General features: G+C 60.5%; 20 protein-coding genes. 5 read left to right on the forward strand and 15 right to left on the reverse strand.

Going from position 1 to position 20259, the window contains the following annotated elements; all coding sequences use genetic code 11:
* The 10 genes from WCE35_RS15845 to WCE35_RS15890 form a co-directional block, all read right to left on the reverse strand.
* A partial coding sequence (locus WCE35_RS15845) for an ABC transporter transmembrane domain-containing protein (protein WP_424594285.1) occupies positions 1 to 513 on the reverse strand: 513 nt, incomplete at its 3' end.
* 575 nt (positions 514 to 1088) lie between these two features.
* Positions 1089 to 1844, reverse strand: a complete 756-nt coding sequence (locus tag WCE35_RS15850; protein WP_424594286.1) for an SDR family NAD(P)-dependent oxidoreductase — start codon at positions 1842 to 1844, stop codon at positions 1089 to 1091.
* A gap of 70 nt (positions 1845 to 1914) precedes the next feature.
* On the reverse strand, positions 1915 to 3429 hold the full coding sequence (locus WCE35_RS15855; RefSeq protein WP_424594287.1) for an amidase: 1515 nt from the start codon (positions 3427 to 3429) through the stop codon (positions 1915 to 1917).
* Between the two features lie 39 nt (positions 3430 to 3468).
* On the reverse strand, positions 3469 to 4176 hold the full coding sequence (locus tag WCE35_RS15860) for an ABC transporter ATP-binding protein (RefSeq protein ID WP_424594288.1): 708 nt from the start codon (positions 4174 to 4176) through the stop codon (positions 3469 to 3471).
* Entirely contained in the window at positions 4173 to 4895 is a 723-nt protein-coding gene (locus WCE35_RS15865) for an ATP-binding cassette domain-containing protein (protein WP_424594289.1), read from the reverse strand. Before WCE35_RS15865 ends, WCE35_RS15860 begins: the two co-directional genes overlap by 4 nt.
* Positions 4895 to 5968 (reverse strand): ABC transporter permease subunit, encoded by a 1074-nt coding sequence (locus WCE35_RS15870; RefSeq protein WP_424594290.1) that lies wholly within the window; start codon positions 5966 to 5968, stop codon positions 4895 to 4897. Before WCE35_RS15870 ends, WCE35_RS15865 begins: the two co-directional genes overlap by 1 nt.
* Positions 5965 to 6831: a branched-chain amino acid ABC transporter permease gene (locus WCE35_RS15875; RefSeq protein WP_424594291.1), complete on the reverse strand. Its 867-nt coding sequence runs from the start codon at positions 6829 to 6831 to the stop codon at positions 5965 to 5967. Before WCE35_RS15875 ends, WCE35_RS15870 begins: the two co-directional genes overlap by 4 nt.
* Positions 6832 to 6868: 37 nt before the next feature.
* Positions 6869 to 8092, reverse strand: coding sequence for an ABC transporter substrate-binding protein (locus tag WCE35_RS15880; protein WP_424594292.1), 1224 nt, complete (start codon positions 8090 to 8092; stop codon positions 6869 to 6871).
* A gap of 28 nt (positions 8093 to 8120) precedes the next feature.
* Positions 8121 to 8273: a hypothetical protein gene (locus WCE35_RS15885; RefSeq protein ID WP_424594314.1), complete on the reverse strand. Its 153-nt coding sequence runs from the start codon at positions 8271 to 8273 to the stop codon at positions 8121 to 8123.
* Between the two features lie 18 nt (positions 8274 to 8291).
* Positions 8292 to 9827 carry an amidase gene (locus WCE35_RS15890; protein WP_424594293.1) on the reverse strand — a complete coding sequence of 512 codons (1536 nt, stop codon included), beginning with the start codon at positions 9825 to 9827 and terminating at the stop codon, positions 8292 to 8294.
* A gap of 353 nt (positions 9828 to 10180) precedes the next feature.
* Here WCE35_RS15890 and WCE35_RS15895 point away from each other — a divergent pair, with 353 nt between their 5' ends.
* Together WCE35_RS15895 and WCE35_RS15900 are read left to right on the forward strand one after the other, a co-directional pair.
* Positions 10181 to 11362, forward strand: a complete 1182-nt coding sequence (locus WCE35_RS15895) for a transporter substrate-binding domain-containing protein (protein WP_424594294.1) — start codon at positions 10181 to 10183, stop codon at positions 11360 to 11362.
* A 47-nt stretch (positions 11363 to 11409) separates the two neighbouring features.
* Positions 11410 to 11961 (forward strand): ANTAR domain-containing response regulator, encoded by a 552-nt coding sequence (locus tag WCE35_RS15900; protein ID WP_424594295.1) that lies wholly within the window; start codon positions 11410 to 11412, stop codon positions 11959 to 11961.
* A gap of 14 nt (positions 11962 to 11975) precedes the next feature.
* Here the strand turns inward: WCE35_RS15900 and pncA are convergent, their stop codons facing one another.
* The 4 genes from pncA to WCE35_RS15920 form a co-directional block, all read right to left on the reverse strand.
* Positions 11976 to 12602 carry a bifunctional nicotinamidase/pyrazinamidase gene (gene pncA, locus WCE35_RS15905; RefSeq protein WP_424594296.1) on the reverse strand — a complete coding sequence of 209 codons (627 nt, stop codon included), beginning with the start codon at positions 12600 to 12602 and terminating at the stop codon, positions 11976 to 11978.
* Between the two features lie 120 nt (positions 12603 to 12722).
* Positions 12723 to 13703, reverse strand: coding sequence for a GGDEF domain-containing protein (locus WCE35_RS15910; protein ID WP_424594313.1), 981 nt, complete (start codon positions 13701 to 13703; stop codon positions 12723 to 12725).
* A gap of 179 nt (positions 13704 to 13882) precedes the next feature.
* Complete coding sequence (locus WCE35_RS15915; protein ID WP_424594297.1) at positions 13883 to 15799, reverse strand: putative bifunctional diguanylate cyclase/phosphodiesterase; 1917 nt, start codon at positions 15797 to 15799, stop codon at positions 13883 to 13885.
* An 11-nt stretch (positions 15800 to 15810) separates the two neighbouring features.
* A complete protein-coding gene (locus WCE35_RS15920; RefSeq protein ID WP_424594298.1) occupies positions 15811 to 16962 on the reverse strand; it encodes a sensor histidine kinase in 1152 nt (383 codons plus the stop codon).
* A gap of 147 nt (positions 16963 to 17109) precedes the next feature.
* Between WCE35_RS15920 and WCE35_RS15925 the strand changes: the two genes are divergently transcribed.
* The 3 genes from WCE35_RS15925 (at position 17110) to WCE35_RS15935 (ending at position 19318) form a co-directional block, all read left to right on the forward strand.
* On the forward strand, positions 17110 to 17277 hold the full coding sequence (locus WCE35_RS15925; protein WP_424594299.1) for a hypothetical protein: 168 nt from the start codon (positions 17110 to 17112) through the stop codon (positions 17275 to 17277).
* 141 nt (positions 17278 to 17418) lie between these two features.
* Complete coding sequence (locus tag WCE35_RS15930) at positions 17419 to 18936, forward strand: ATP-binding protein (protein WP_424594300.1); 1518 nt, start codon at positions 17419 to 17421, stop codon at positions 18934 to 18936.
* On the forward strand, positions 18929 to 19318 hold the full coding sequence (locus WCE35_RS15935; protein WP_424594301.1) for a response regulator: 390 nt from the start codon (positions 18929 to 18931) through the stop codon (positions 19316 to 19318). Before WCE35_RS15930 ends, WCE35_RS15935 begins: the two co-directional genes overlap by 8 nt.
* Positions 19319 to 19369: 51 nt before the next feature.
* Here the strand turns inward: WCE35_RS15935 and WCE35_RS15940 are convergent, their stop codons facing one another.
* Positions 19370 to 20125 (reverse strand): outer membrane protein, encoded by a 756-nt coding sequence (locus WCE35_RS15940; protein WP_424594302.1) that lies wholly within the window; start codon positions 20123 to 20125, stop codon positions 19370 to 19372.
* Positions 20126 to 20259: the final 134 nt, after the last annotated feature.

Here is a 20259-nt window from a genome sequence, read left to right on the forward strand (position 1 = left end):
GCTCGCGGCCGCGGCGCGCGCCGGCCCGCGGCCCTTAAGCTCCGTCAGCAAGGTCAGGCCGAATAACGTCACTGCGCCGGCGAGCCCCAGGATTCCGAGCCAGGGATGCAGCAAGAACACCAGGGTAAGATAGAACGGCATCCACGGCAGGTCGAACAGCGCGACCGGTCCGGCTCCCGACAGAAAGCCGCGTATCTGGTCGAGGTCACGGACAGCCTGCATGCCATCGCCGCGGTTGGCGATACGGATCGGCAACAGCAAAACGATCCGGAACACGCGCTCGCGCAGTTGGCGGTCGATCGCGACGCCGATGCGGCTCATGATTCTCGTCCGCAAGACATCAAGCAGTCCGTAGACCGCGAAAAACAACAGCATGATGATGCTTAAGCCGATCAGCGTCGGGACGCTGTGCGCCGGGATCACCCGATCGTAGATCTGAAGCATGTAGAGCGAACTCGTCAACGCCAGCAGATTGATCAGGCCGGAAAATACCGCGCAACCGATCAATGCCAACCGGCAGCGCCCAAAAGCGCCAAGCAACTCCGATCGCCGTGCTTGCAATGAACTGGCAGGGTTTGACGACACCGCTCAATGACCTCTCAAGCTCATAAGGATCGCCCGCAAACTGCCACGTTGCGGGCTAAACAATGGTAGAGTCGCGAACCAGATCAAATGCGCACGTCAATTTCTTCAGCGATTGCCGGTATTTCGGTCCGCTACAATAATACCTTCATTGTCGATGGAATTGTGGTCGATGTCAACAATTTGACAAGGTTGAAAACACCGGGACCGATCAAGAACGACGCACATTAAACTGAAATTTAAATCGGTTTTTGCAATGGGGTCCGCGTTAATCATAAGCGTCGCAGGCAAATCATACGCGCTGCAACGTCGGCGCAGTTCGGGAAATGCCGGGACCAGTCGGGGAGTGCGTCAGATCACCCGGCGCATTCGGCGCCAGCACTCCGTGATTCCACAACCCGCGATCGAACAATCCTGTGTTGGTCGTCGCGCACCGACGGCCTGATCCGTCCCACCCCGGCGGGTAGGCCGGGATCGACGACGGGGATCGACACCCGGCGGATTCGCTAAACAGCCTTGGTGAGCGCACCATCGACAATGAGGTTGGTGCCGGAGATGCGGCTCGCCACCGGGCTCGCAAGGAAGACGACGCCGGCGGCGACTTCCTGTGCGGTGCCCATACGCCCGGTCGGGTTCAACGACATCGCGGTCTTGTAGAGATCGGGCATGCCGCGCTCGATATTCTGCCAGATGCCGCCTTCAAAATAGGTATTGCCGGGCGACACCGCGTTGACGCGGATACCCTTCGTGATGAGCTGGCTGCTGAGCCCCTTGGCGTAATGGATCAGCGCCGCCTTGAAGGCGCCGTAGGAGCCAGCGGCAAAATCAACCTCGAAACCCGACACGCTGGAGACAATCACGATCGAGGCGGATTTGGATTTCTCAAGATACGGAACCGCCGCCGCAACGGAATTGACCGTGTGCATCATGTCGGTGCGAAACGACTTCTCCCAGGTTTCCGGCGTATCGCCGACCGCAAGCGCGCTGACGTTGCAGACGATGGTGTCGATGCCGCCGAGTTGTTCGGCCGCGCCCTCGATCCATTGCTTCAGCGCAATGGGGTCAGCGACATCGATCGCCCTGCCCCATGACTTCACGCCTTTCGCCGCCAGCGCCTTCACGACCTTGCCGACCTCGTCGGCATTGCGCGCGCATATCGCGACGTCAGCGCCTTCAGCGGCAAACAGCTCGGCGATCGCCAGCCCAATGCCTTTACTGCCGCCGGTCACCAGCACGCGCTTGCCCTTCAATCCGAGATCCATCGTCGCCTCCGTTGATGATGCCGCCTGATCAAGCGGCTTGCCGTCGGGTACGGCAAGCCGCGTCGTTGCGTTACATTTTGGTCCAGTCGCCGGCGCCTTCGAATGCCGCGGCGGCGCGATAGATCACCGGCTCATCGTAATATTTGCCGATCAACATCAACCCGATCGGCAGGCCGTCGCTCATCCCGCAGGGAATGGTCATCGCCGGATGCCCGGTTGCGTTGAAGGGCGCCGTATTGGGAACCATTTCGAATGCACGCTGGATATAGAGTTCGCGCGGCGCATCCGGCGGCGGCAGCGGCGTCGCCTTCATCGGCAGGGTCGGCATCAGCAGCAGATCGTAGCCGTTCAGCGCCACGTCGTAGGCGGCGCGCAGCTTGCGGTTCAGGTTCTGCGCCTTGGCATAGAAACGACCGCGATAGTGCTTGGTGAAATATTGGCCGAGCAGCATCGTTATCTTGAGGCTGTCGGACAATTCGTCGGCGCGATGGTGCCAGCCGGAGTGGGCGTCCAGCAGCGTCGTATTATAGAGGCCGCGCCAGTTGGTCCCCATGCCATTGCCCTTCATCATGAACTCGGTGGCGCCTTCCGCGGCGATCGGCAGCCAGATCGCCGGGGCCACGAGATGCATCGGCACCGAGATTTCGTCGACGGTAGCGCCGAGCTTCTTGAAAACCTGCACGCCTGCCATGACCTTGGCGTCGACGTCGCGCTCGGAGCTCGGATGCCCGAAACCTTCCTTGACGATAGCGATACGCAATCCCTTGGCGCCGCCGTCGAGCGCCTGGGTGTAGTTCGCGACCTTGGGCGCGATCTGACGCGGGTCGACGCCGTCGGCGCCTGCCAGCACTTCGAGCAGAAGCGCGTTGTCGCGCACGTTGCGGGTCATCGGCCCGGTGTGATCGAGGGTGAGTTCGATCGGCATGACGCCGGTATAGGGCACGAGACCGTGTGTCCCCTTCATCCCGTAGATGCCGCAAAACGACGCGGGGATGCGGATCGATCCGCCCTGGTCGCCGCCGATCGCCATGTCGACCTCGCCGGTCGCTACCACGACGCCGCTGCCCGACGACGAGCCGCCGGACGAATAGCCCATCTTGTGAGGATTATGGACCGGGCCGGCCGCGCAGGTATGGCTGCCACCGGAAAAACAGAAATACTCGCAATGCGTCTTGCCGGTGATGATGCCGCCGGCGTCGAGGATACGCGTGACGATGGTGGCGTCGGTGTCGGGTATGTAACCTTCAAGCGTCGAGGCGCCGTTCATCATGGGGACGCCGGCCAGGCAGACATTGTCCTTGATCGCAACGGTCTTGCCGGCAAGCTTGCCGCTGGAGGCGCCCTTGATGGTCGTCTTGACGTACCAGGCGTTGTACTTGTTCTCCTCGCCCACCGGGCGGTAGCCGGGCGTTCGCGGATATGTCACGGCCGGAACATAATCCGGCATGGCATCGACGATGTCGTAGGCAGCGTAGTTTGCCTGCATCAGGGCGTCGTAGGATTTGAGTTCCTCCGCGCCCATATGCATGCCGAGGTCTTCGGCTACGCTGCGCAATTGATCGAGAGTGGGTCTTCTGACTGCCATGGTCCTTCTCCCTGTGATCGCGGCTCGCCGGTTCGAGCTTTACGTGGTGATTCCGATAAATTCTCCGACCAGACTTGGGTCTCCGAGATCGTCCGGTCGCACTTCCCGGGTGATGGTGCCTTTTTGAATGATGAGAATCCGCTTTGAGAGCGCGGCGATGAAGTCGAGGTTCTGCTCGACCAGGATCATGGTGAGGCCGCTTTTGTCGCGTAATTGCAGCAAGATCTCGACGATCTCGTCGATGATCGAAGGCTGGATGCCTTCGGTGGGTTCGTCGAGCAGGACGAGGCGCGGCATGCCGCAAAGGCAGCGCGCGATCGCCAACAATTGCTGCTCGCCGCCCGAGAGCGCGCCGCCGGGGCGATCGAGCAGCGGCCTGAGGCGGGGAAACTCTTCCAGCACGGCCGCGATGATATCCTGCTCGCTGCCCGCCTGCTTGCTGCAGCCCATCCGCAGATTTTCGTAAGCCGTGAGGCCGGGGAAAATCTCGCGTCCCTGCGGCACGTAACCGAGCCCCAGCCGCGCGCGGCGATAGGGCGCGGCCGCCGTCACGTCATTGCCGTCAAGGCGCACCTGCCCGCCGGTCGCCGGCAAAAACCCCATCAGCGCTTTCAGAAGCGTGGTCTTGCCCATGCCGTTATGGCCGAGGATACCGATGAACTCGCCTTGCCTGACCGCAAAGCTGACCCCGTTGAGGATCGGAATGCGGCCGTAGCCGGTACGCAGCCCCTGCACATTGAGCATCATGCGGCCGCCTGTTTTCCGAGATAGATATCGCGCACCAACGGGTTGCGCAGGATACTCTCCACGGCATCCTCGACCAGCACGCTGCCCTGATTGAACACCGTGACCTGCTTGGCGATCATGCGGATGAACTGCATGTCGTGCTCGACGACGATGAGAGCCTTGCTGCGATTGATCTCGCGCACGAGCTCGGCGGTCTTGAGCACTTCTTCATGCGTCATGCCGGCGGCGGGCTCATCCAGCAGGATGAGCTCGGGATCGGTCGACAACACGATACCGAGTTCGACCCATTGCCGCTGGCCGTGGGCGAGCTGTCCTACCAGGCGCTTTGTCGCGCCCGTAAGGCCGACCCGCTCCAGCATCTCGTCGACCACGGCCTCGACGCGCGCGCTCGGGTGGATGCGGCTCGCCGCCAGCCAGATATTTTCGCGCACGCTCAACCCATCGAACACGCTCGGCACCTGGGTCTTGATGCCGATGCCGAGTCGCGCGATCTGATGGGCGTGGGCGTTGGAGATATCATGGCCGCGGAACAGCACCTGGCCCCGGCTCGGCTGCAGCTGCCCGGTGAGCATCTTGAAGAACGTGCTCTTTCCGGCGCCGTTCGGACCGATCAGGCAGCGCAACTCACCTTCGGCCAGCGTGAAATTGACGCTGCGTACCGCCTGAACGCCGCCGAAATGCATGCTGAGATCGCGGGTCTGCAGAAGCGGCGCAGCCATCACCCCTCCTCCGCCTGCTTGGGTTCAAGGCTCGCGGCGATGCGCCGCGTGCGCGAGCGCAGCAGCCATTGCCCGAAATCGCCGAGCGTCGGCACCAGGCCCTTGGGCACCAGCAGCACGAACGCGACGAGGATAATCCCGAATATAAGCGGCGCATTGGCCAACAATTTGGACCACCAATCCGAACCGCTGGGCTGGTTCGCGCCCAGCGCCGTGGTGAGCCACTGGATTCCGATGCAGCCGACGATCGGTCCGATCAGCGTGCCGCGTCCGCCGACGATGACCCAAATGATGATTTGCGCGGACTGGGCCAGTCCGAAGATGGTCGGGCTTACAAAATTCCCCCAATTCGCAAACAGGCATCCGGCAAAACCGGCGAGCGCGCCGCCGATCGTGAAGGTTGCAAGCTTGTAGGCGCGGGGATCATAGCCCAACAGCTCGGCGCGCCGTTCGTTTTCGCGAATACCGACAATGATGCGGCCGAAGCGACTGGCCAGCAACAGCCGCAGTCCGAAATAGGTCGCGAGCAACGCCGCGGTCGCAAGATAGAACATGCCTTCGAGATCGATCGCCGCGGCCTTGTTGCCGGGGTAATTGAGCGGCGGGATCCCGGGAATGCCGTTGAATCCGCCAAGCCGCGCCGTGCCGATATGGAATTCCGGGCCGGCGGTGGAATTCACCGAATTGAACAGGATCAGCGTCACCGTCAGCGTGATGACGCCGAGATAGACGTCGCTGATGCGGCCGTAGAACATGAAATAGCCGAGCAACGCGGCGAAGGCTGCCGGCAGCGCGATGGCCAAAAGAAGCGGGAGCGTGCTCTCGCCGATGTTGAACATCGCGATCGCGTAAGTATAGGCGCCCAACCCGAAAAACGCCGATTGGCCGAAGCAGAGAATGCCGCCATAGCCCCAGACCAGCGCCAGGCTGAGCGCCAGGATCGCCATGATCATGTAGATCGTAAGCTCGAGTATGATATCGAGTTCGGCGAAACGCGGCGTCAGGATCAGGAAGGCGACACCGACGATACCGACCAGGGCGAGGCCGAGAAGATTGAGGGTACGGGCGTTCACAGGCCTCTCCGGAAGAAGCGGCCGGTAATGCCCTGCGGCATCAGGCGGATCAGAACGATGGCGGCGGCAAGCAATGCCACCTCGCCGAACACCGGTGTCGTGGCAAAGGTCGCGATCTGATTGATGGTGCCGAACAGGGCGGAAGCAGAAACCGTTCCGCTGAGTATCGCCGCGCCGCCCCCGATCACGGTGATGAAGGATTTCGCGACATAGGCGACGCCGATGGTGGGAAAGACGCCCGAGACCGGCGCCAGCACCGCGCCGGCAAGACCCGACAGCGCGGCGCCGATGCCGAAGGTGACGGCGTAGACCCGCGGCGGATTGACGCCAAGCGCTGCCGCCATATTGGCGTTCTGCATCGTGCCGCGGGCGATCAGGCCGAGGCGCGTCCAGCGCATCACCGCGAAGATCGCCGCAAGCACGACCGCTGCCACGGCGATGACGAACAGCGTGTAGCCGCTGCTGCGATAGGCGCCGATCTGGAAGCTGCCGAGCGGCGCCGAGATGCCGACCGTGGTGTTGCCGAAGATCGCGGTCGTCAATCCGACCAGAAACAGACTGAGGCCCCAGGTGGCAAGCATGGTGTCGATCATGCGGCCATAGAGGAAACGGATGATGGTCCGCTCGACGATGACCCCGATGATGCCGACGACGATGGGCGCCACCACCAGCATCGCGATCCAGATGCTGATGCCGTGGCTGGTAGCGACGATCGCCGCATAGCCACCGAGCATCAAAAATTCCCCGTGGGCGAGATTGATGACCCGCATCATGCCGAAAATAATCGCCAGCCCGACGCTGATCAGCGCCAGGCTGGCAACCGCGTAAAGCACCTGGATCGCCAGGAGAGCAACGAGATCCACGTTCACCTTTCCCCAGAGATCCGACGGCCGGCCGGCCTCAGATCTTGATCACATATTGCTGGTTGTCAGTGGGGTTCTTGATCAGGTCGCACACCGCGGCGGTGTCCGACGGCTTCTGCTGCGCGAAGTCTTCCAGCACATTGAGCTTCTTGTCCTTGACCTCGGCGATGTGAACGTCGAGCACGCAATGATGGGTCGGCGGGTCGATCGTGACCTTGCCCGAGGGGGCATTGATGCTGATGCCGGTTTCCAGTGCTTCGATGACTTTTATCCGGTCGATACTGCCGGCTTTCTTGACCGCCTCCGCCCACAAGCGGAATCCCTGGTAGGTTCCCATGGCGAGTTCGGTGATGTTGGGATAATCGGCGCCGAAGCGCTTGAGGAAGGCGGCAACGAAGGCTTCGTTGGTCTTGTTCTTCAGGTCCTGGAAGTAATTGTAGCAGATCAGCATGCCGTTGCATTCGTCGGGCGACAAGACGATGTGCTCGTTTCCGACGGCGAAGGTGGTCGACGCCATCGGGATGCTCTTGCGCATGCCGGCCGCGGCCCATTGACGATAGAAGGAGATATGGGCGCCGCCGACCAGCGCCGACCATACGAAGTCGGGCTTCGCCGCCTGGATCTTGGAGATGGTCGGGCCGAAATTCGTGACGTCGAGCGGGAAGAAGTCGATCGAGGGAACTTCGCCGCCGTTCTCGGTGACGTATTTCTTCACCCATTGCGAGGTGATCTGGCCGTAATTGTAGTCGGCCGCGATCACATAGACCTTCTTGCCCCACTTCTTCATGGCGTAAGGCACGAGCTTTTCCACGGTCTGCGCCGGGGTCACGCCGGTGTCGAACTGGTTGCGGTCGCAGACGCCGCCCTCATATTGCGTATTGTAGAAATACAGCGTCTTGAAGCGGTCGAGCACCGGCCGGATCACCTCGCGCGAGGCGGAGGTGATGCCGCCATGCACGACGGCAACCTTGTCCTTCAGCGCCGCCTGCTGCGCAAACTGCGTGTAGAGCTGCATGTTCGACTGGGTATCATAATTGATCAGCTTGACCTGCCGTCCAAGCAGGCCGCCGGCCGCATTGGCTTCCTCAACGGCAAGCGTCAGCGCATCGACCATCGGCTTGCCGTAGATGTCGAGCCCGCCCGAGAGATCGTGGATGCTGGCTACGTTGATCGGATCCTCCGCCCAGGCACTGGAGCCGAACATGCCAGCAGCAGCGGTAGCGGCCGTACTTTGCAAGAATCTTCTGCGATTGACCGTCATTGCAATACTCCCCATTGTTGCCGTTACGTCATGAGACCAGATATTTTTTCAGAACCGACGCGCCCATCGTGTATTTTGGATCGACCATGTTCCCGAGCCGGACGCGGCCGGCCTGACTGAGCAGCATGGCCAGGCCGCGCTTCGCCATGATCGAGGTCCTGAGCCAGGAATCGTTGCGCATCGCGGTATCCTTGAATCGTCAAAGCCTCGTTCCGTTCTGGTTCAGCTTCCAGTCGCCGCCGGCTTCGACCGCGGAAGCAAGCTGTATCAGGGTGGTTTCCTCGAAATGACGCCCGACCATCATCAAGCCGACCGGCAGACCGTTGACACCGCCGCATGGCACGGTGAAGGCAGGATGCCCGGATACGTCGAACGAGCAGGTGTTGGCTTGCATGTTCAGTGCCATATCGATCGCGGTGCCGAGCGGCGCGTCGGCCGGAGGAATTGGGGTTGCCGTGAACGGAATCGTCGGCATCGCCAGCACGTCGAATTTTTCCAGCGCCGCATCGTAGGCCCGACGCAACAGCACCCGCAGATTTTGCGCCTTCGAATGGTAACGCCCGTGATAGTTGCGATGCATGTATTCGCCGAGCATCAGCACCAGTTTCACGGTGGGCGAAACGTCGTTGATCCGCGTCCCCATGCCGCGGGCAAAGGCCTCCTGCATGGAAAGCGGATAGTAGCCCTGGATGTTGTTGCCGACGCCGTATCCCTTCAGCATCATCTCGGCCGCGCCTTCCAGAATGATTCCGCTCCAGACATGTGGCCCGTCGAGATGCCAGGGCACCGAGACTTCCTCGGCCTCGATGCCGGCCTTTTTCCAAGCAGCTATGGCTTCACGCACTTTGGCATCGACGGCGGGATCGCTTTCGGGATGACCAAATCCTTCGCGCAGGATGCCGACGCGCAATCCTGTTGCCGGCTTGCCGAGCGCTGCCATGTAGTCGCCAGTGCGAGCCGAGATCGTTCGCGTATCCCAACCATCATGGCCGGCAATCACCGTGAGCAGCCGCGCCACGTCTTCAACGGATGCGCCCATCGGACCGCAGTGATCGAGGGAGTAGCTGATCGGCATCGAACCGGTGGTGGGCACCAGCCCCCAGGTCGGCTTCAAGCCATAAATACCGCACCAGCTCGACGGCGTGCGGATCGAGCCGCCCTGGTCGCCGCCGAGCGCCATCGGCACATCGCCGGCCGCGACCAGCGCCGCGCTTCCACCCGATGAACCGCCGGCACTGTGGGCGACATTATGCGGATTGCGGATCACTCCACTTGCACAAGTGTGGCTCGCACCGGAAAAGCAGAGATCTTCGCAGGCCGCCTTGCCCGCGATGGTGCCGCCCGCCTCCAGAATGCGCGTCACTACGGTGGCATCGAACTCCGGGACATAACCTTCGAGCAACGCCGAGCCATTCATCATCGGGACGCCAGCGACGCAGATATTGTCCTTGATCGCAATCCTCTTGCCGCTCAGCAGGCCTTCGGCCCCGGTTTTGATATACGTCTTCCAATACCAGGCGCCGTAGGGATTTTCCGAAGCCGCAGGCCGGTAACCCGGCGAGCGCGGTGCAACGGGCGACAACGCAGGCGGGACCAATTCGTCAAGCCTGCCGTAGGAGGCCAAAGGTCCCTTGAAGGCCTGCTGAAAGGCGACAACCTCGTCGGCCGTAAGAACGAGCCCGAAATCGGACCCGAGCTTATCGATCTGCTCCAATGTCGGGAGGCGAACACCCATGCTTCATTCACTTCTTGTCGTTTGGAAGATAGACAAAAAAGCCATCCGCGGCCCGAAAAGGCCCCGAATGGCATCAATGCCACTGCTATCAATGGTCGCGTAGGACTATGTTGCAGAACGAGATCTTGCAGGTCGTCGCCCAGACGTCATCGGCTGCGCGAGAACGCTTTCGTCATGCATGCACTCCCGTAGCAAGTTATAGTGTCTTAGCGTCACCAGCCTTGTCAATGCGACGCTGGCCGCTTTTTTTATGCGGGCAGCGCAAATGACGCGCAGCTCCGATTGATGATACAGGATGACAGATCGGCCCTCTTGCGATGAGATAGCCGTGACGCAACTCCCGGGGTTTCCTGATGAAAAAGCCGTCCATTCCCGTCGGCCTCGTATTTTCCCAGTCGGGGCCATACGCCATGATGGCGGGCGAGATGCGCAAGAGCGCGTTGATGGCGATCGACGAAATCAATGGCAGCGAAGAGTTCGATTTCGTTTTCGCACCCCATTTGCGCGATCCCGCTGGCGTTGTCGCCGGCTATCATGTCGCATGCGCCGATTTAATTCGCGAACAACAGGTCGACCATATCGTCGGCTGCTATACGTCGGCCTCGCGCAAGCAGGTTATTCCGATTGTCGAACGCACCGAACGGCTGCTCTGGCATCCGGCGCGATATGAAGGGTTCGAAAGCAGCGACAACGTCATTTACGTCGGGGCCGCGCCCAACCAGCACGTCGTGCCGCTGGTGCGGCACATGCTGGATCACATCTCCAGCGACGTGTTCTGCATCGGATCCAATTATATCTGGACGTGGGAAATGAACCGCGTGATTCGCGAAATCGTGACCAGCGCCGGCGGCCGTATCCTGGCCGAACGTCTGCTGGAGCTCGGCGAGACCGCGGTAGACCACATCGTCAAGGAGGTCATCGACCGGAAGCCGCCGGTCGTGTTCAATACGCTGGTCGGCGAATCCAGCTACGCTTTCATGCGCGCACTCCATGCGGCAGCGACGCGCGCGGGACTGACCATTCCCACGCTGAGCTGCAGTCTGTGCGAACCGGAGCTCAAGCTGATCGGATCGGCGGCCTCGGTTGGCTGCATCACGTCATCGGCCTATTTCGAAAGCATCGAGAGGCCCGAGAACCGCGCGTTTGTCGCGCGCTGGAAGGCGCGCCACGGCGCCGACAGCAGCCTCTCCGTCGACGGCCAGTCAACTTATGTCTGCGTCACGCTGCTGGCGCGCGCCATCCGCCGCGCCGGCTCGGCGGAAGTGGGCGCGGTGCGCCGTGCGGCCGCGAACCATCGCTATGATTCTCCACAAGGTCCGGTCTGGGTCGATCCCGACAATAATCACTGCTTCCTGACGCCCCGCCTGGCACGCTCGGTGCCTGGATGCCAGTTCAAGATTTTCTGGGAGGCGGCTGCCCCTGAACGCCCCGATCCCTATCTTTCGAACCTCGACCTGACAGCGATTGGCACAAGACCTGACAAGAGTATTGATGCGATGACGAAGCGCTCGAACCATCTGCGTATCGTGAAATGACCAGGCCATCGCCTTTCTCGGTCCGAGGCCGTCACGCTCTCATGGTGATGCGGGATGAGCGCGAGCTCTCGATCGTGCGCCGCCAGCTCAACCGCCTCGGCATGACGATTTCAGACCACGATCCGGCCGAGGCGCCGCCAGCGGAGCAGACCGTCGACGTCGTCGTGATGGACGCCGATGCGATTGCCATCAAGTCCGATCTGGCTGCTGCGTGGAAGGCCGGGGCGCCGATCATCGCGCTGATCGGAACCGAGACGCCGAGCCGGTTGAAGTGGCTGCTCGACCTGCAGCCGGCCTCCTTTCTCATCAAGCCGCTGCGCTCGGCCGGACTTTATACCGCCTTGGTGGTTGCATTCGATTCCGCGCAGCGAAGAATTGATGAAGCTGCCCATATCGAAAGGCTGGAGGACCGCATTCGTTCCCGGCGAGTTGTTTTCGCCGCGGTTCTGCAGATCATGCGCGCTCATGGCCTCTCCGAGCCGGACGCGTTTACTCTGATCCGGCAGACGGCGATGCGGCACCGCACGACCATCGAACAATTGAGTGCGGAAATTATCGCAGCCGGCGGAATGCCGAACCGGACAACGCGGATCGCGTAATAGCGGAATACGCGCTAACCAAGATCGTTGACACGCTGCACGCCTTCCGCAGCCATACCGGCCCAGGCGGTGGCGAGCGAGCCCGCCAGATCGATGGCCCTGCACCCGGCCTCGATCAGCACAGCGTCGAATCCGAGCCGGCCCGCGTCCACGGCGGAGTAATAGACGCAATAGTCGGTCGCGAGACCCACCAGGAAGACTCGCCGCAAGCCGCGCTCGCGCAAATAGCCGGCCAAACCCGTGGGCGTGCGCCGATCGTTCTCATAGAATGCGGAGTAGGAATCGATTTCGGGTCGAAAGCCCTTGCGGATCACCAGTTCCGCCCGTTTTGTCTCCAATCGCGGATGAAACGCCGCCCCCGTGCTGCCCTGGACGCAATGGTCGGGCCAAAGGGTTTGACGGCCATAGGGCATGCTGATGGTTTCGAAGGGCGCAGAACCCGGATGCGATGTCGCGAACGAGCTATGACCTTGCGGATGCCAATCCTGGGTCAGCACGACATGAGCAAAGCGTTCGGCGAGGCGATTGATGACCGGCACCACCGCATCCCCGTCGGCAACGGCGAGCGCGCCGCCGGGGCAGAAATCGTTCTGCACGTCGATAATCAGCAGCAAATCATTGTCGCCGGGCCGAATCTGCATTTTGGACCTGCTATTGTCGATCGCCGGACCCTAGCAAAAAGCAAAGGCGCGAGCAGCAGGGAAATGCTTGAGCGATGCCCAGTCTGAAGTCCCCTGAACCTCCAGAGACGGCAATCGATCCTAGGCCACGGAACGGCCTTCGAGGCGCACCTCCGTGACAACGCGATTCCGTCCGGTCCGCTTTGCCAAATAGAGCGCGCCGTCGCATCGTTCGATCAATTGGGCCGTGGATTCTCCCGGTCGAAACTGAGCGACGCCGATCGATACCGTAATCGAGGGAAGCCGCTCACCCGTCGAGCGGCGGGTGATCCGGCATTCCGAAATCGAACTGCGGATACGTTCGGCCGCGGCTTCACAAACGGCGAGGTCCGCACCGGGAAGCACCGCGATCAGTTCCTCTCCACCATATCGGGCCGGAAGATCCTGCGCGCGTACGCGCTCCCGCAGCGCGCTTGCCATCAACCGGAGCACCTCATCCCCGACCCCGTGCCCAAAACTGTCATTGAATTGCTTGAAGCGATCGATATCGATCAGCAAAATACTGAAGGGCTCTCCGGTCTCCATTGCCGAGATTTGGGTGGTGCGCAGAAATTCGTCGAAAGCCCGACGGTTGGGAAGACCGGTGAGCATGTCGGTATTGGCGCGCTGCTCCGCCCTGTTCAGTGACTCGCGGATGACGTCCAGCTCGCGTGAGGTCTCGCCGAGATTCATCTCGAGCTCCGACGCACGCGTCGCGGCCTTGGTGAGCTCCTCCACCAAACGCTCAACCAGCGATGTCGGGTCGAGCCCGCTTTCAGCCTGCTCGGCGACGTCGCCGATCGCCTCAATCTGGCTGCGGTTGTCGGCGATCGCGATCGTCACGAACCGCTTCGCCTCGGTCAAAATGGATTTCAACTGTTCCGGCAAATTGCCAACCGTCGTGCCGGCGGAGTTCGGGGCCAAATAGGTCGAAAACAGCTGGCGGTTGGTAGCCGAATCAAATCGCTTGTTGCCGGCAATCAAAATATCGATCGTGCGCTTCAACTCCGGCAACGTACCGCGCGAATAGTTGAACCATACGGCGAAATTGCCCGGCGTGGGAGCGATTCCGAGCTGCAACATGTGCCGGTTGGCCTGATCGGCCAGCGCGGTCGCATGGTTGGGGTCGATCTCTTCGACAGCCGCGTCAGTCATGATTTCAGTGCCCAAAATCCGCGAGCCGGCTGTCAGTCGGCCAAACCCCATGCGCGACCCGAGAGCGAACGGCCATCATCGCCATTTGAAGCTCTCGTGCCCAATTGCTATGCGCTCGGATACAACCCTCGGCCCGCCAGGCTGTCGAGAAGCCGGACGATCTCGCCGGCTGGCACGGGTCTGCTGTACAGATATCCCTGAACTTCGATGCAACCTTCGCGATTCAAACACTGCATTTGTTCCTCGGTTTCGACGCCTTCGGCGGTCGTGGTCATGCCGAAGCTTACGCCAAGCCCGGCGATGGCGCGGACAATGGCAAGGCTTCCCTCGTCAACGAGCAAATCCCGGACAAACGATTGATCGATCTTGATCTTGTCGAACGGAAAACTGCGAAGATATCCGATACTCGAATAACCCGTTCCGAAATCGTCCATCGATATTCGAACGCCAAGGTCGCGCAACTGATTGAGGATCGCGATGTTGCGTTCCGACTTCTCCAGCAGCACCGACTCGGTAATTTCGAGTTCGAGACGGGTCGCCGGCAATCCTGTCGAGGCCAGGGCATGCAACACCGTCGAAACAAGATTGCCCTTGGCGAATTGCAGCGGCGACAGGTTCACCGAAACGCAGATTCCATCGGGCCATTGCATCGCTTCCGCACATGCCTGCCGCAACGCCCATTCGCCAAGCTGAACGATCAGGCCCATCTCTTCCGCCACCGGGATGAACTCCGAGGGAGGCACGACGCCGCGCTCGGGATGCTGCCATCGCATCAACGCCTCGAAAGCGGTGACTTGCTTGGTCTGCACATTGATGAGCGGCTGGTAGAACAGCCTGAATCCGTCCTGCGCGAGTGCCGTCCGCATATCTCGCTCGAGCGCGCGTCTGGCCTGAACGGCCATATCCATCTCCGGATCGAACATCCGATAGGTGCCGCGGCCATCGGATTTCGCACCGTACATCGCCAGATCCGCGCTCTTCAGAAAATTTTCGGTGTTCATTTCACCGGCGCGCGCAATAGCGATGCCGACGCTGGCCCCTACCGTTACCTCGTGCCCGTCGATGCTGCACGGCAGCCCGACAACCTCGATGATCTTTTCCGCCAGCGCGATCGACGAGCTCGGCTGGGATGCCGACATCTGCAAGATCGCGAATTCATCGCCGCCAAGTCGCGCGATACGATCCGTTTGCCGAAGAAGATCGCGCAGCTTGGTCGCGACGGATTTCAGAAGCTGATCGCCGATCGAATGACCCAGGGTGTCATTGATCGCCTTGAAGCCATCGAGGTCCAGAAACAAGACCGACAGCGGGTGCGGCATTACCGCGACGTCGTTGAGCGCCTCTTCAAGCTGTTCCTTGAACAAGAGACGATTGCCAAGCCCGGTGAGAGAATCGTGATAGGCGAGATATTGTGATCTGGCCTGCGACTCCTCGCGGTCGGCTATCTCGACCTTGAGCCGCTGGTTGGCGTCGATCAGCCGCTTGGTCCGCTCTTCTACCCGACGTTCCAAATCTTCATTGGCCCGGCGCAGCTCGTCGTTCATCGCCAATACGTGCTGTTCGGCGCGCTTGCGGCTGATCTGGGTGTTGACGCGGGCCAACGCGACCGCAAAATCGACGGGCTTTGTGACATAATCATTTGCCCCAAGATCAAGCGCATCGACGATGTTGTCGCTCTCGGACTTGGCCGTAACCATGATCACCGGAAGCGCCGACGGGGATTTCTGACTGCGAATTCGTCTGAGGGTCTCGATCCCGTCTATCCCGGGCATCATGACGTCAAGCAGGACAAGGTCGAACGGCTCCTTGTTGATAAGCTCGATGGCTGCAAGTCCACTCTCCGCTTCGACCACTTCGAACCCGCGGCGCTGGAAGCGCCGGGTCAGAACCGAGCGGTTATCACCGATGTCGTCCACGATGAGCAAACGGGGCCGGATCCCGGCGTTGCCGTCGACGGCCTCGGACTGGCCAACTTCATGCCGTAGCATTGTGACGCGCGACGTTGGGGCGTTCGATGCTGACATCGGATTATCTTTCAGGCGACGTGTACATTCGCAGGTTGCGAAACAGTGTTGAAATAGTCATGGTTGGTGCTTCGCTGTTCGCTCATCGAGGCGGGCACGCGGATTGTAAAACACGACCCGCGACCGAATTCGCTCGTCACCGAAATTCCGCCGCCCATCAGCGCGCACAGCTTTTGGCTCAACGCAAGGCCGAGACCTGTCCCGCCGTATTTGCTGGAAGTCGCACTATTGACCTGGCCAAAATTCCGGAACAGTCGTCCGATGTCCGATTGAGCTATGCCGATTCCGGAATCCTGCACCTGAATTTCGATCCAATCCCCACCCTGACTCCTGCGGCGCTGCACCGATAACGTGATCGTTCCGTGCTCGGTGAACTTGGCGGCATTGCTCATCAGATTCAGGGCTGCCTGCCGCAACTTGGTCGGATCGGTCGAGACGATTCCGAGATTGGCGGGACATTTGACCACCAGCTTGTTGCCTTTCTCGGCAACCATCGGCTGGACATTGGCGACCACCTCGCGCACCATCTCGTTGAGGTCGAACTCCTCAATCTTCAATTCAATGAAATTCGACTCTATTTTCGACAGATCGAGCACATCGGTCACCAACGATAACAGATGCTTTCCGGCGGAATTGATCCGTTCAAGATCAGCTTTTTTGCGGGCGCTCTTGCCCTCTGCGCCGACGTCTTCGAGCAGAATCTCGCTGAATCCGATCACGGCGTTCAACGGCGTCCGCAGCTCATGGCTCATCTTGGCCAGGAAGATCGACTTTGCCCGATTGGCAATGTCGGCCATATCCTTCGCCTGACGCAGACGAACCGCGGTTTCGCGGTGCCGCTCCGCCTCGCGCTCGAGTTCGGACCGCATCGTAATCATATTGGCGTAATAGATCGCCATCCAGGCCATGTAGATGGTCGCCGACATAATGGATATCCAACCGACGGTCGAGAGCTGCTGTTGCGGAACAAGTTCGGGAAATCCCCACCCGAGGTAGGCGGCGCAGAAACCGAGGATATTGAAGAAGAACAATCCGACGACGAGGATCGGACGCTCGGACAGGTAAAAGAAGCCGAGCAGGAGAGCAATAATCAACCATGGCAGGAATGGCGAACTTACGCCGCCGTAGAAATAGGCCCCGAACAGCGAGGTGAAGGCGAGCAACTCGACGGAGATCAGCGCCGAAAATTGCAGATTGCCGGTGAACTTGTAAACGAACGGCAGCGCCCAGAATGACCATATGCAGATGATCACCGTCCAGCACGCAAAACCCGGATGCGGGTCGCTGAGATAGAGGAACAGAGCGATCGATTGCGACAGCAGCGGGCCAAAGAGATGCGTGAAAACGAAGTTCTGCGCGAGGCCGTGTTCGGAGCGTTCGGCCTTCGCCGCGGCCGGGATAAACCAATCGATCAATCCGACGAGTTGGTTCCAGATCAGCATTTGCGCGCCGCCCCCGATGACTTCTGTCGAGGGTGAAACCTAGCGTAAGTGCCTTTAAGAATTGGTTTAAGGGGAAGTTCGGTTGATTAACGTGACTTTAAGCGGAACCTGAAAATCTGCAGCCGGGACAGCTTGTTTTCGCAACCGCCATGCGGTGGCATAAGAACTGACCCGGGCATGTATATCAAAGCCAGTGCAGAAGGCGGCGCAAACTCCATGAAAGCCAAGCTAGCAACAGCAATCGCGGCCCTCGATCGCCTGGTTAATTATTTTATTCCACCCAGAATCGCGGCGGACCGCGACGCCCGAAATCGCGCGCACGTTTTTCTGGTCAGCCATATTCTCGGGCCCTTCATTGGAAACGTGGTTCCGATCGCGCTCTATGTGCTTGATCCGGCGCCGGGATACGAAGAAGCCGTGTTGGCGATTTCGATCACATCGTTCTGGATTTTCCCGTTCGTGCTGCGGGCCGGCGCGCCCTACAGTCCGCTGGCCCTGGTTTCGATCCAGAACCTGATCTTTTGCATTCTCTGGAGCTGCTACTTCTATGGCGGCGTGACTTCCCCGACACTGGCCTGGGTGCTTGTCATCCCGCTGCTCGCATTCTTCTACCTCGGTTCGTCGAAGAAGCTCCGCTTGATCGTGATGATCATGTTCGCGGCGAACGTGGCAATCTTCAGCAGCTTTTATCTGTTCGGTTACTCGATCAAGAACGATCTGCCGATCGCGGCAATGCAGGGTCTCGGGCTCGTTTCAACGGTCGCCGCGTCGCTCTACGTGACGATGATGGCGCTTTATTATGCGAAGATACAGGCTTCACAGACCGAGCTTGAAGGCGAAATGCGCCAGCATATGTCGACCGCATCTGCGTTGCGCGAAGCTACCGAGGAAGCCGAGCGGGCGAGCGCCGCCAAGGCCGAATTCCTGGCCAAGATGAGCCACGAGCTGCGGACGCCGCTTAACGCAGTGATAGGCTACAGCCAGATTCTTCTGGAAGATGCCGCGGATGAAGGCGACAGCCAAAGTCTTGCCGACCTCAACAAGATTCACAGCGCCGGCCAGCATCTGCTCAAGCTCGTCAACGAGGTATTGGACCTGTCGAAGATCGAGGCGGGCAAAATGCAACTTGATCTGGAACCGACGGATCTGGCCACATTGCTCGGCGAATTGGTCGATGCGGCGAGACCGGCCGCCAGCAACAACGGAAACGAGATTCGCTGTACGATCGCGGCGAATCTTGGAACAACCCTGTGTGATGCCGGCAAGTTCCGCAACATGGCCGGGCAGTTGCTCGATAACGCCATCAAGTTCACCCAGAATGGCCTGGTAGAGGTTGTCGCGGAGCGTCAGCCGGTTCAGTCAGGCGATTGCCTTGTCGTCCATGTCATTGATAACGGCATCGGTATCGCCTCGGACCGGATCACCAACCTGTTCGAAAAGTTCTCGGTCGCCGACGATTCCAGCACCAGCAAATATGGCGGCACTGGATTGGGATTGGCGCTCAGCCAGAAACTCTGCAGGCTGATGGGCGGCGAGATTCTGGTCGAGAGCGACGTAGGAACAGGAAGCCGCTTTACCATTCGCATACCGCTGCCAACCGGCCGGCGGCACGGCGATGGTTTCGCTTCCGCCACGCTCGTCCCCGAGGCTCCGGATCCTGCTTTGCAGGCGGCCGCGGAAACCACCAATGCATAAGATTCTGCTTGTTGAAGACAACGAGATCAACCGGGACATGTTGACGCGGCGCCTGGAGCGTCACGGTTTCTCGGTCTGTTGCGCCCACGATGGCGCGGCGGGCGTTGCGATGGCGGCCAGCGAGATGCCGGATCTGATCCTGATGGACGTAGCGCTCGGCGAAATGGACGGCTGGGAAGCTACCCAGTTGATCAAGGCAAACCCGCTGACGTCGGCAATCCCGATCATTGCGTTGACGGCCCACGCTCTCGCCAGCGATCGCGACAAGAGCGTCGAGGTTGGATGCTCCGATTTTGATACCAAACCCGTCGATATGCAGCGTTTATTGGGAAAGATTCGGGCATTTCTGCCCACCGGGAGCAGCGAAAGCGCCGTCGCCTGACCTGAGGCAACGACGCTCGAATCCCGCAAAAGCTGCCGAGAAGACAGTCCGTCAGAATTTGTAGGCGGCGCCTACCCGCACGGTGCTGAAGGTAGGCTCCTGCTGGCCCGTCAAGCCAGGGAACGTCACCAGCGAGTCGTAACGATAGCGACCGAAATCGCTGTAACGATATTCGGCGCGCAGCAGGAAATTTTGGGTGACCGCCATCTCGACGCCGGCGCCCGCGGTCCAGCCGGTCCGAATACCTGACGTCGCCTCCGTGCTCCCCACCACGAGGTTCTTGAAGGTGTGGCCTATGCTGGCATAGGCCAATCCGCCGGTGCCATAGAACAGCACCTTGTCGGCGGCGAATCCGAGTCGGCCCCGCGCCGATCCCTGCCAGTCGATCCTGGTGTCACCGGCGCCGCCCAGAGCGGGATCGTTGAACCCGCCCTTGATGTCAGCGAGTTCAATATCCGTTTCAAAGCCCAGTACCATCGGCCCGGTCTGGTAATTGTAGCCGGCGAACAGGCCGCCAAGCACCCCTTTCGGCTTGTATTCCCATCGCAGACCGGTCAGCGTGTTGGTGCCGGTAAAGTATTCAGTCGTTGAATCACGGCCCCAGCCATATCCGATGTCGGCGCCCACGTAGAATCCGGTCCAGGAGAAAATCGGGAGCGGCGGCGGCGCCCTGACCGGCAACCCGAGATCCGCGGCGTCTGCCGAGCCACCCAGTGCGAGCGCCAGCGCAGCGGCGGTCGCGGCGACGGTGAAATTCGGACCAAAGCCGATTTGTGCGGCAAAGCCGCGCAGCGTGCCCAACAGCATCGAAATCCTCGAGAGCTTTCTGACGGGAAATCCGACAATCCGTTCCCCCGCCGCAAGAATGCAGCGAACATGGTTAAAATCTTGCTAACCCGAGCTGCGCGCGGTTAACGGCCGCAGTCGAGTCGACTGGCCGG

The sequence above is a fragment of the Bradyrhizobium sp. genome (genome assembly GCF_049691595.1).
Taxonomy (GTDB): Bacteria; Pseudomonadota; Alphaproteobacteria; order Rhizobiales; family Xanthobacteraceae; genus Bradyrhizobium.

Bases quoted from the DNA above. Each gene is read 5' to 3' on its own strand.
- WCE35_RS15885 (WP_424594314.1), bottom strand. From the start codon at position 8,273: ATGCGCAACGATTCCTGGCTCAGGACCTCGATCATGGCGAAGCGCGGC.
- WCE35_RS15915 (WP_424594297.1), bottom strand. From the start codon at position 15,799: ATGTCAGCATCGAACGCCCCAACGTCGCGCGTCACAATGCTACGGCAT.
- WCE35_RS15860 (WP_424594288.1), bottom strand. From the start codon at position 4,176: ATGATGCTCAATGTGCAGGGGCTGCGTACCGGCTACGGCCGCATTCCG.
- WCE35_RS15900 (WP_424594295.1), top strand. From the start codon at position 11,410: ATGCGGGATGAGCGCGAGCTCTCGATCGTGCGCCGCCAGCTCAACCGC.
- pncA (WP_424594296.1), bottom strand. From the start codon at position 12,602: ATGCAGATTCGGCCCGGCGACAATGATTTGCTGCTGATTATCGACGTG.
- WCE35_RS15850 (WP_424594286.1), bottom strand. From the start codon at position 1,844: ATGGATCTCGGATTGAAGGGCAAGCGCGTGCTGGTGACCGGCGGCAGT.
- WCE35_RS15895 (WP_424594294.1), top strand. From the start codon at position 10,181: ATGAAAAAGCCGTCCATTCCCGTCGGCCTCGTATTTTCCCAGTCGGGG.
- WCE35_RS15935 (WP_424594301.1), top strand. From the start codon at position 18,929: ATGCATAAGATTCTGCTTGTTGAAGACAACGAGATCAACCGGGACATG.
- WCE35_RS15930 (WP_424594300.1), top strand. From the start codon at position 17,419: ATGTATATCAAAGCCAGTGCAGAAGGCGGCGCAAACTCCATGAAAGCC.
- WCE35_RS15910 (WP_424594313.1), bottom strand. From the start codon at position 13,703: ATGTTGCAGCTCGGAATCGCTCCCACGCCGGGCAATTTCGCCGTATGG.
- WCE35_RS15940 (WP_424594302.1), bottom strand. From the start codon at position 20,125: ATGCTGTTGGGCACGCTGCGCGGCTTTGCCGCACAAATCGGCTTTGGT.
- WCE35_RS15880 (WP_424594292.1), bottom strand. From the start codon at position 8,092: ATGACGGTCAATCGCAGAAGATTCTTGCAAAGTACGGCCGCTACCGCT.
- WCE35_RS15865 (WP_424594289.1), bottom strand. From the start codon at position 4,895: ATGGCTGCGCCGCTTCTGCAGACCCGCGATCTCAGCATGCATTTCGGC.
- WCE35_RS15890 (WP_424594293.1), bottom strand. From the start codon at position 9,827: ATGGGTGTTCGCCTCCCGACATTGGAGCAGATCGATAAGCTCGGGTCC.
- WCE35_RS15855 (WP_424594287.1), bottom strand. From the start codon at position 3,429: ATGGCAGTCAGAAGACCCACTCTCGATCAATTGCGCAGCGTAGCCGAA.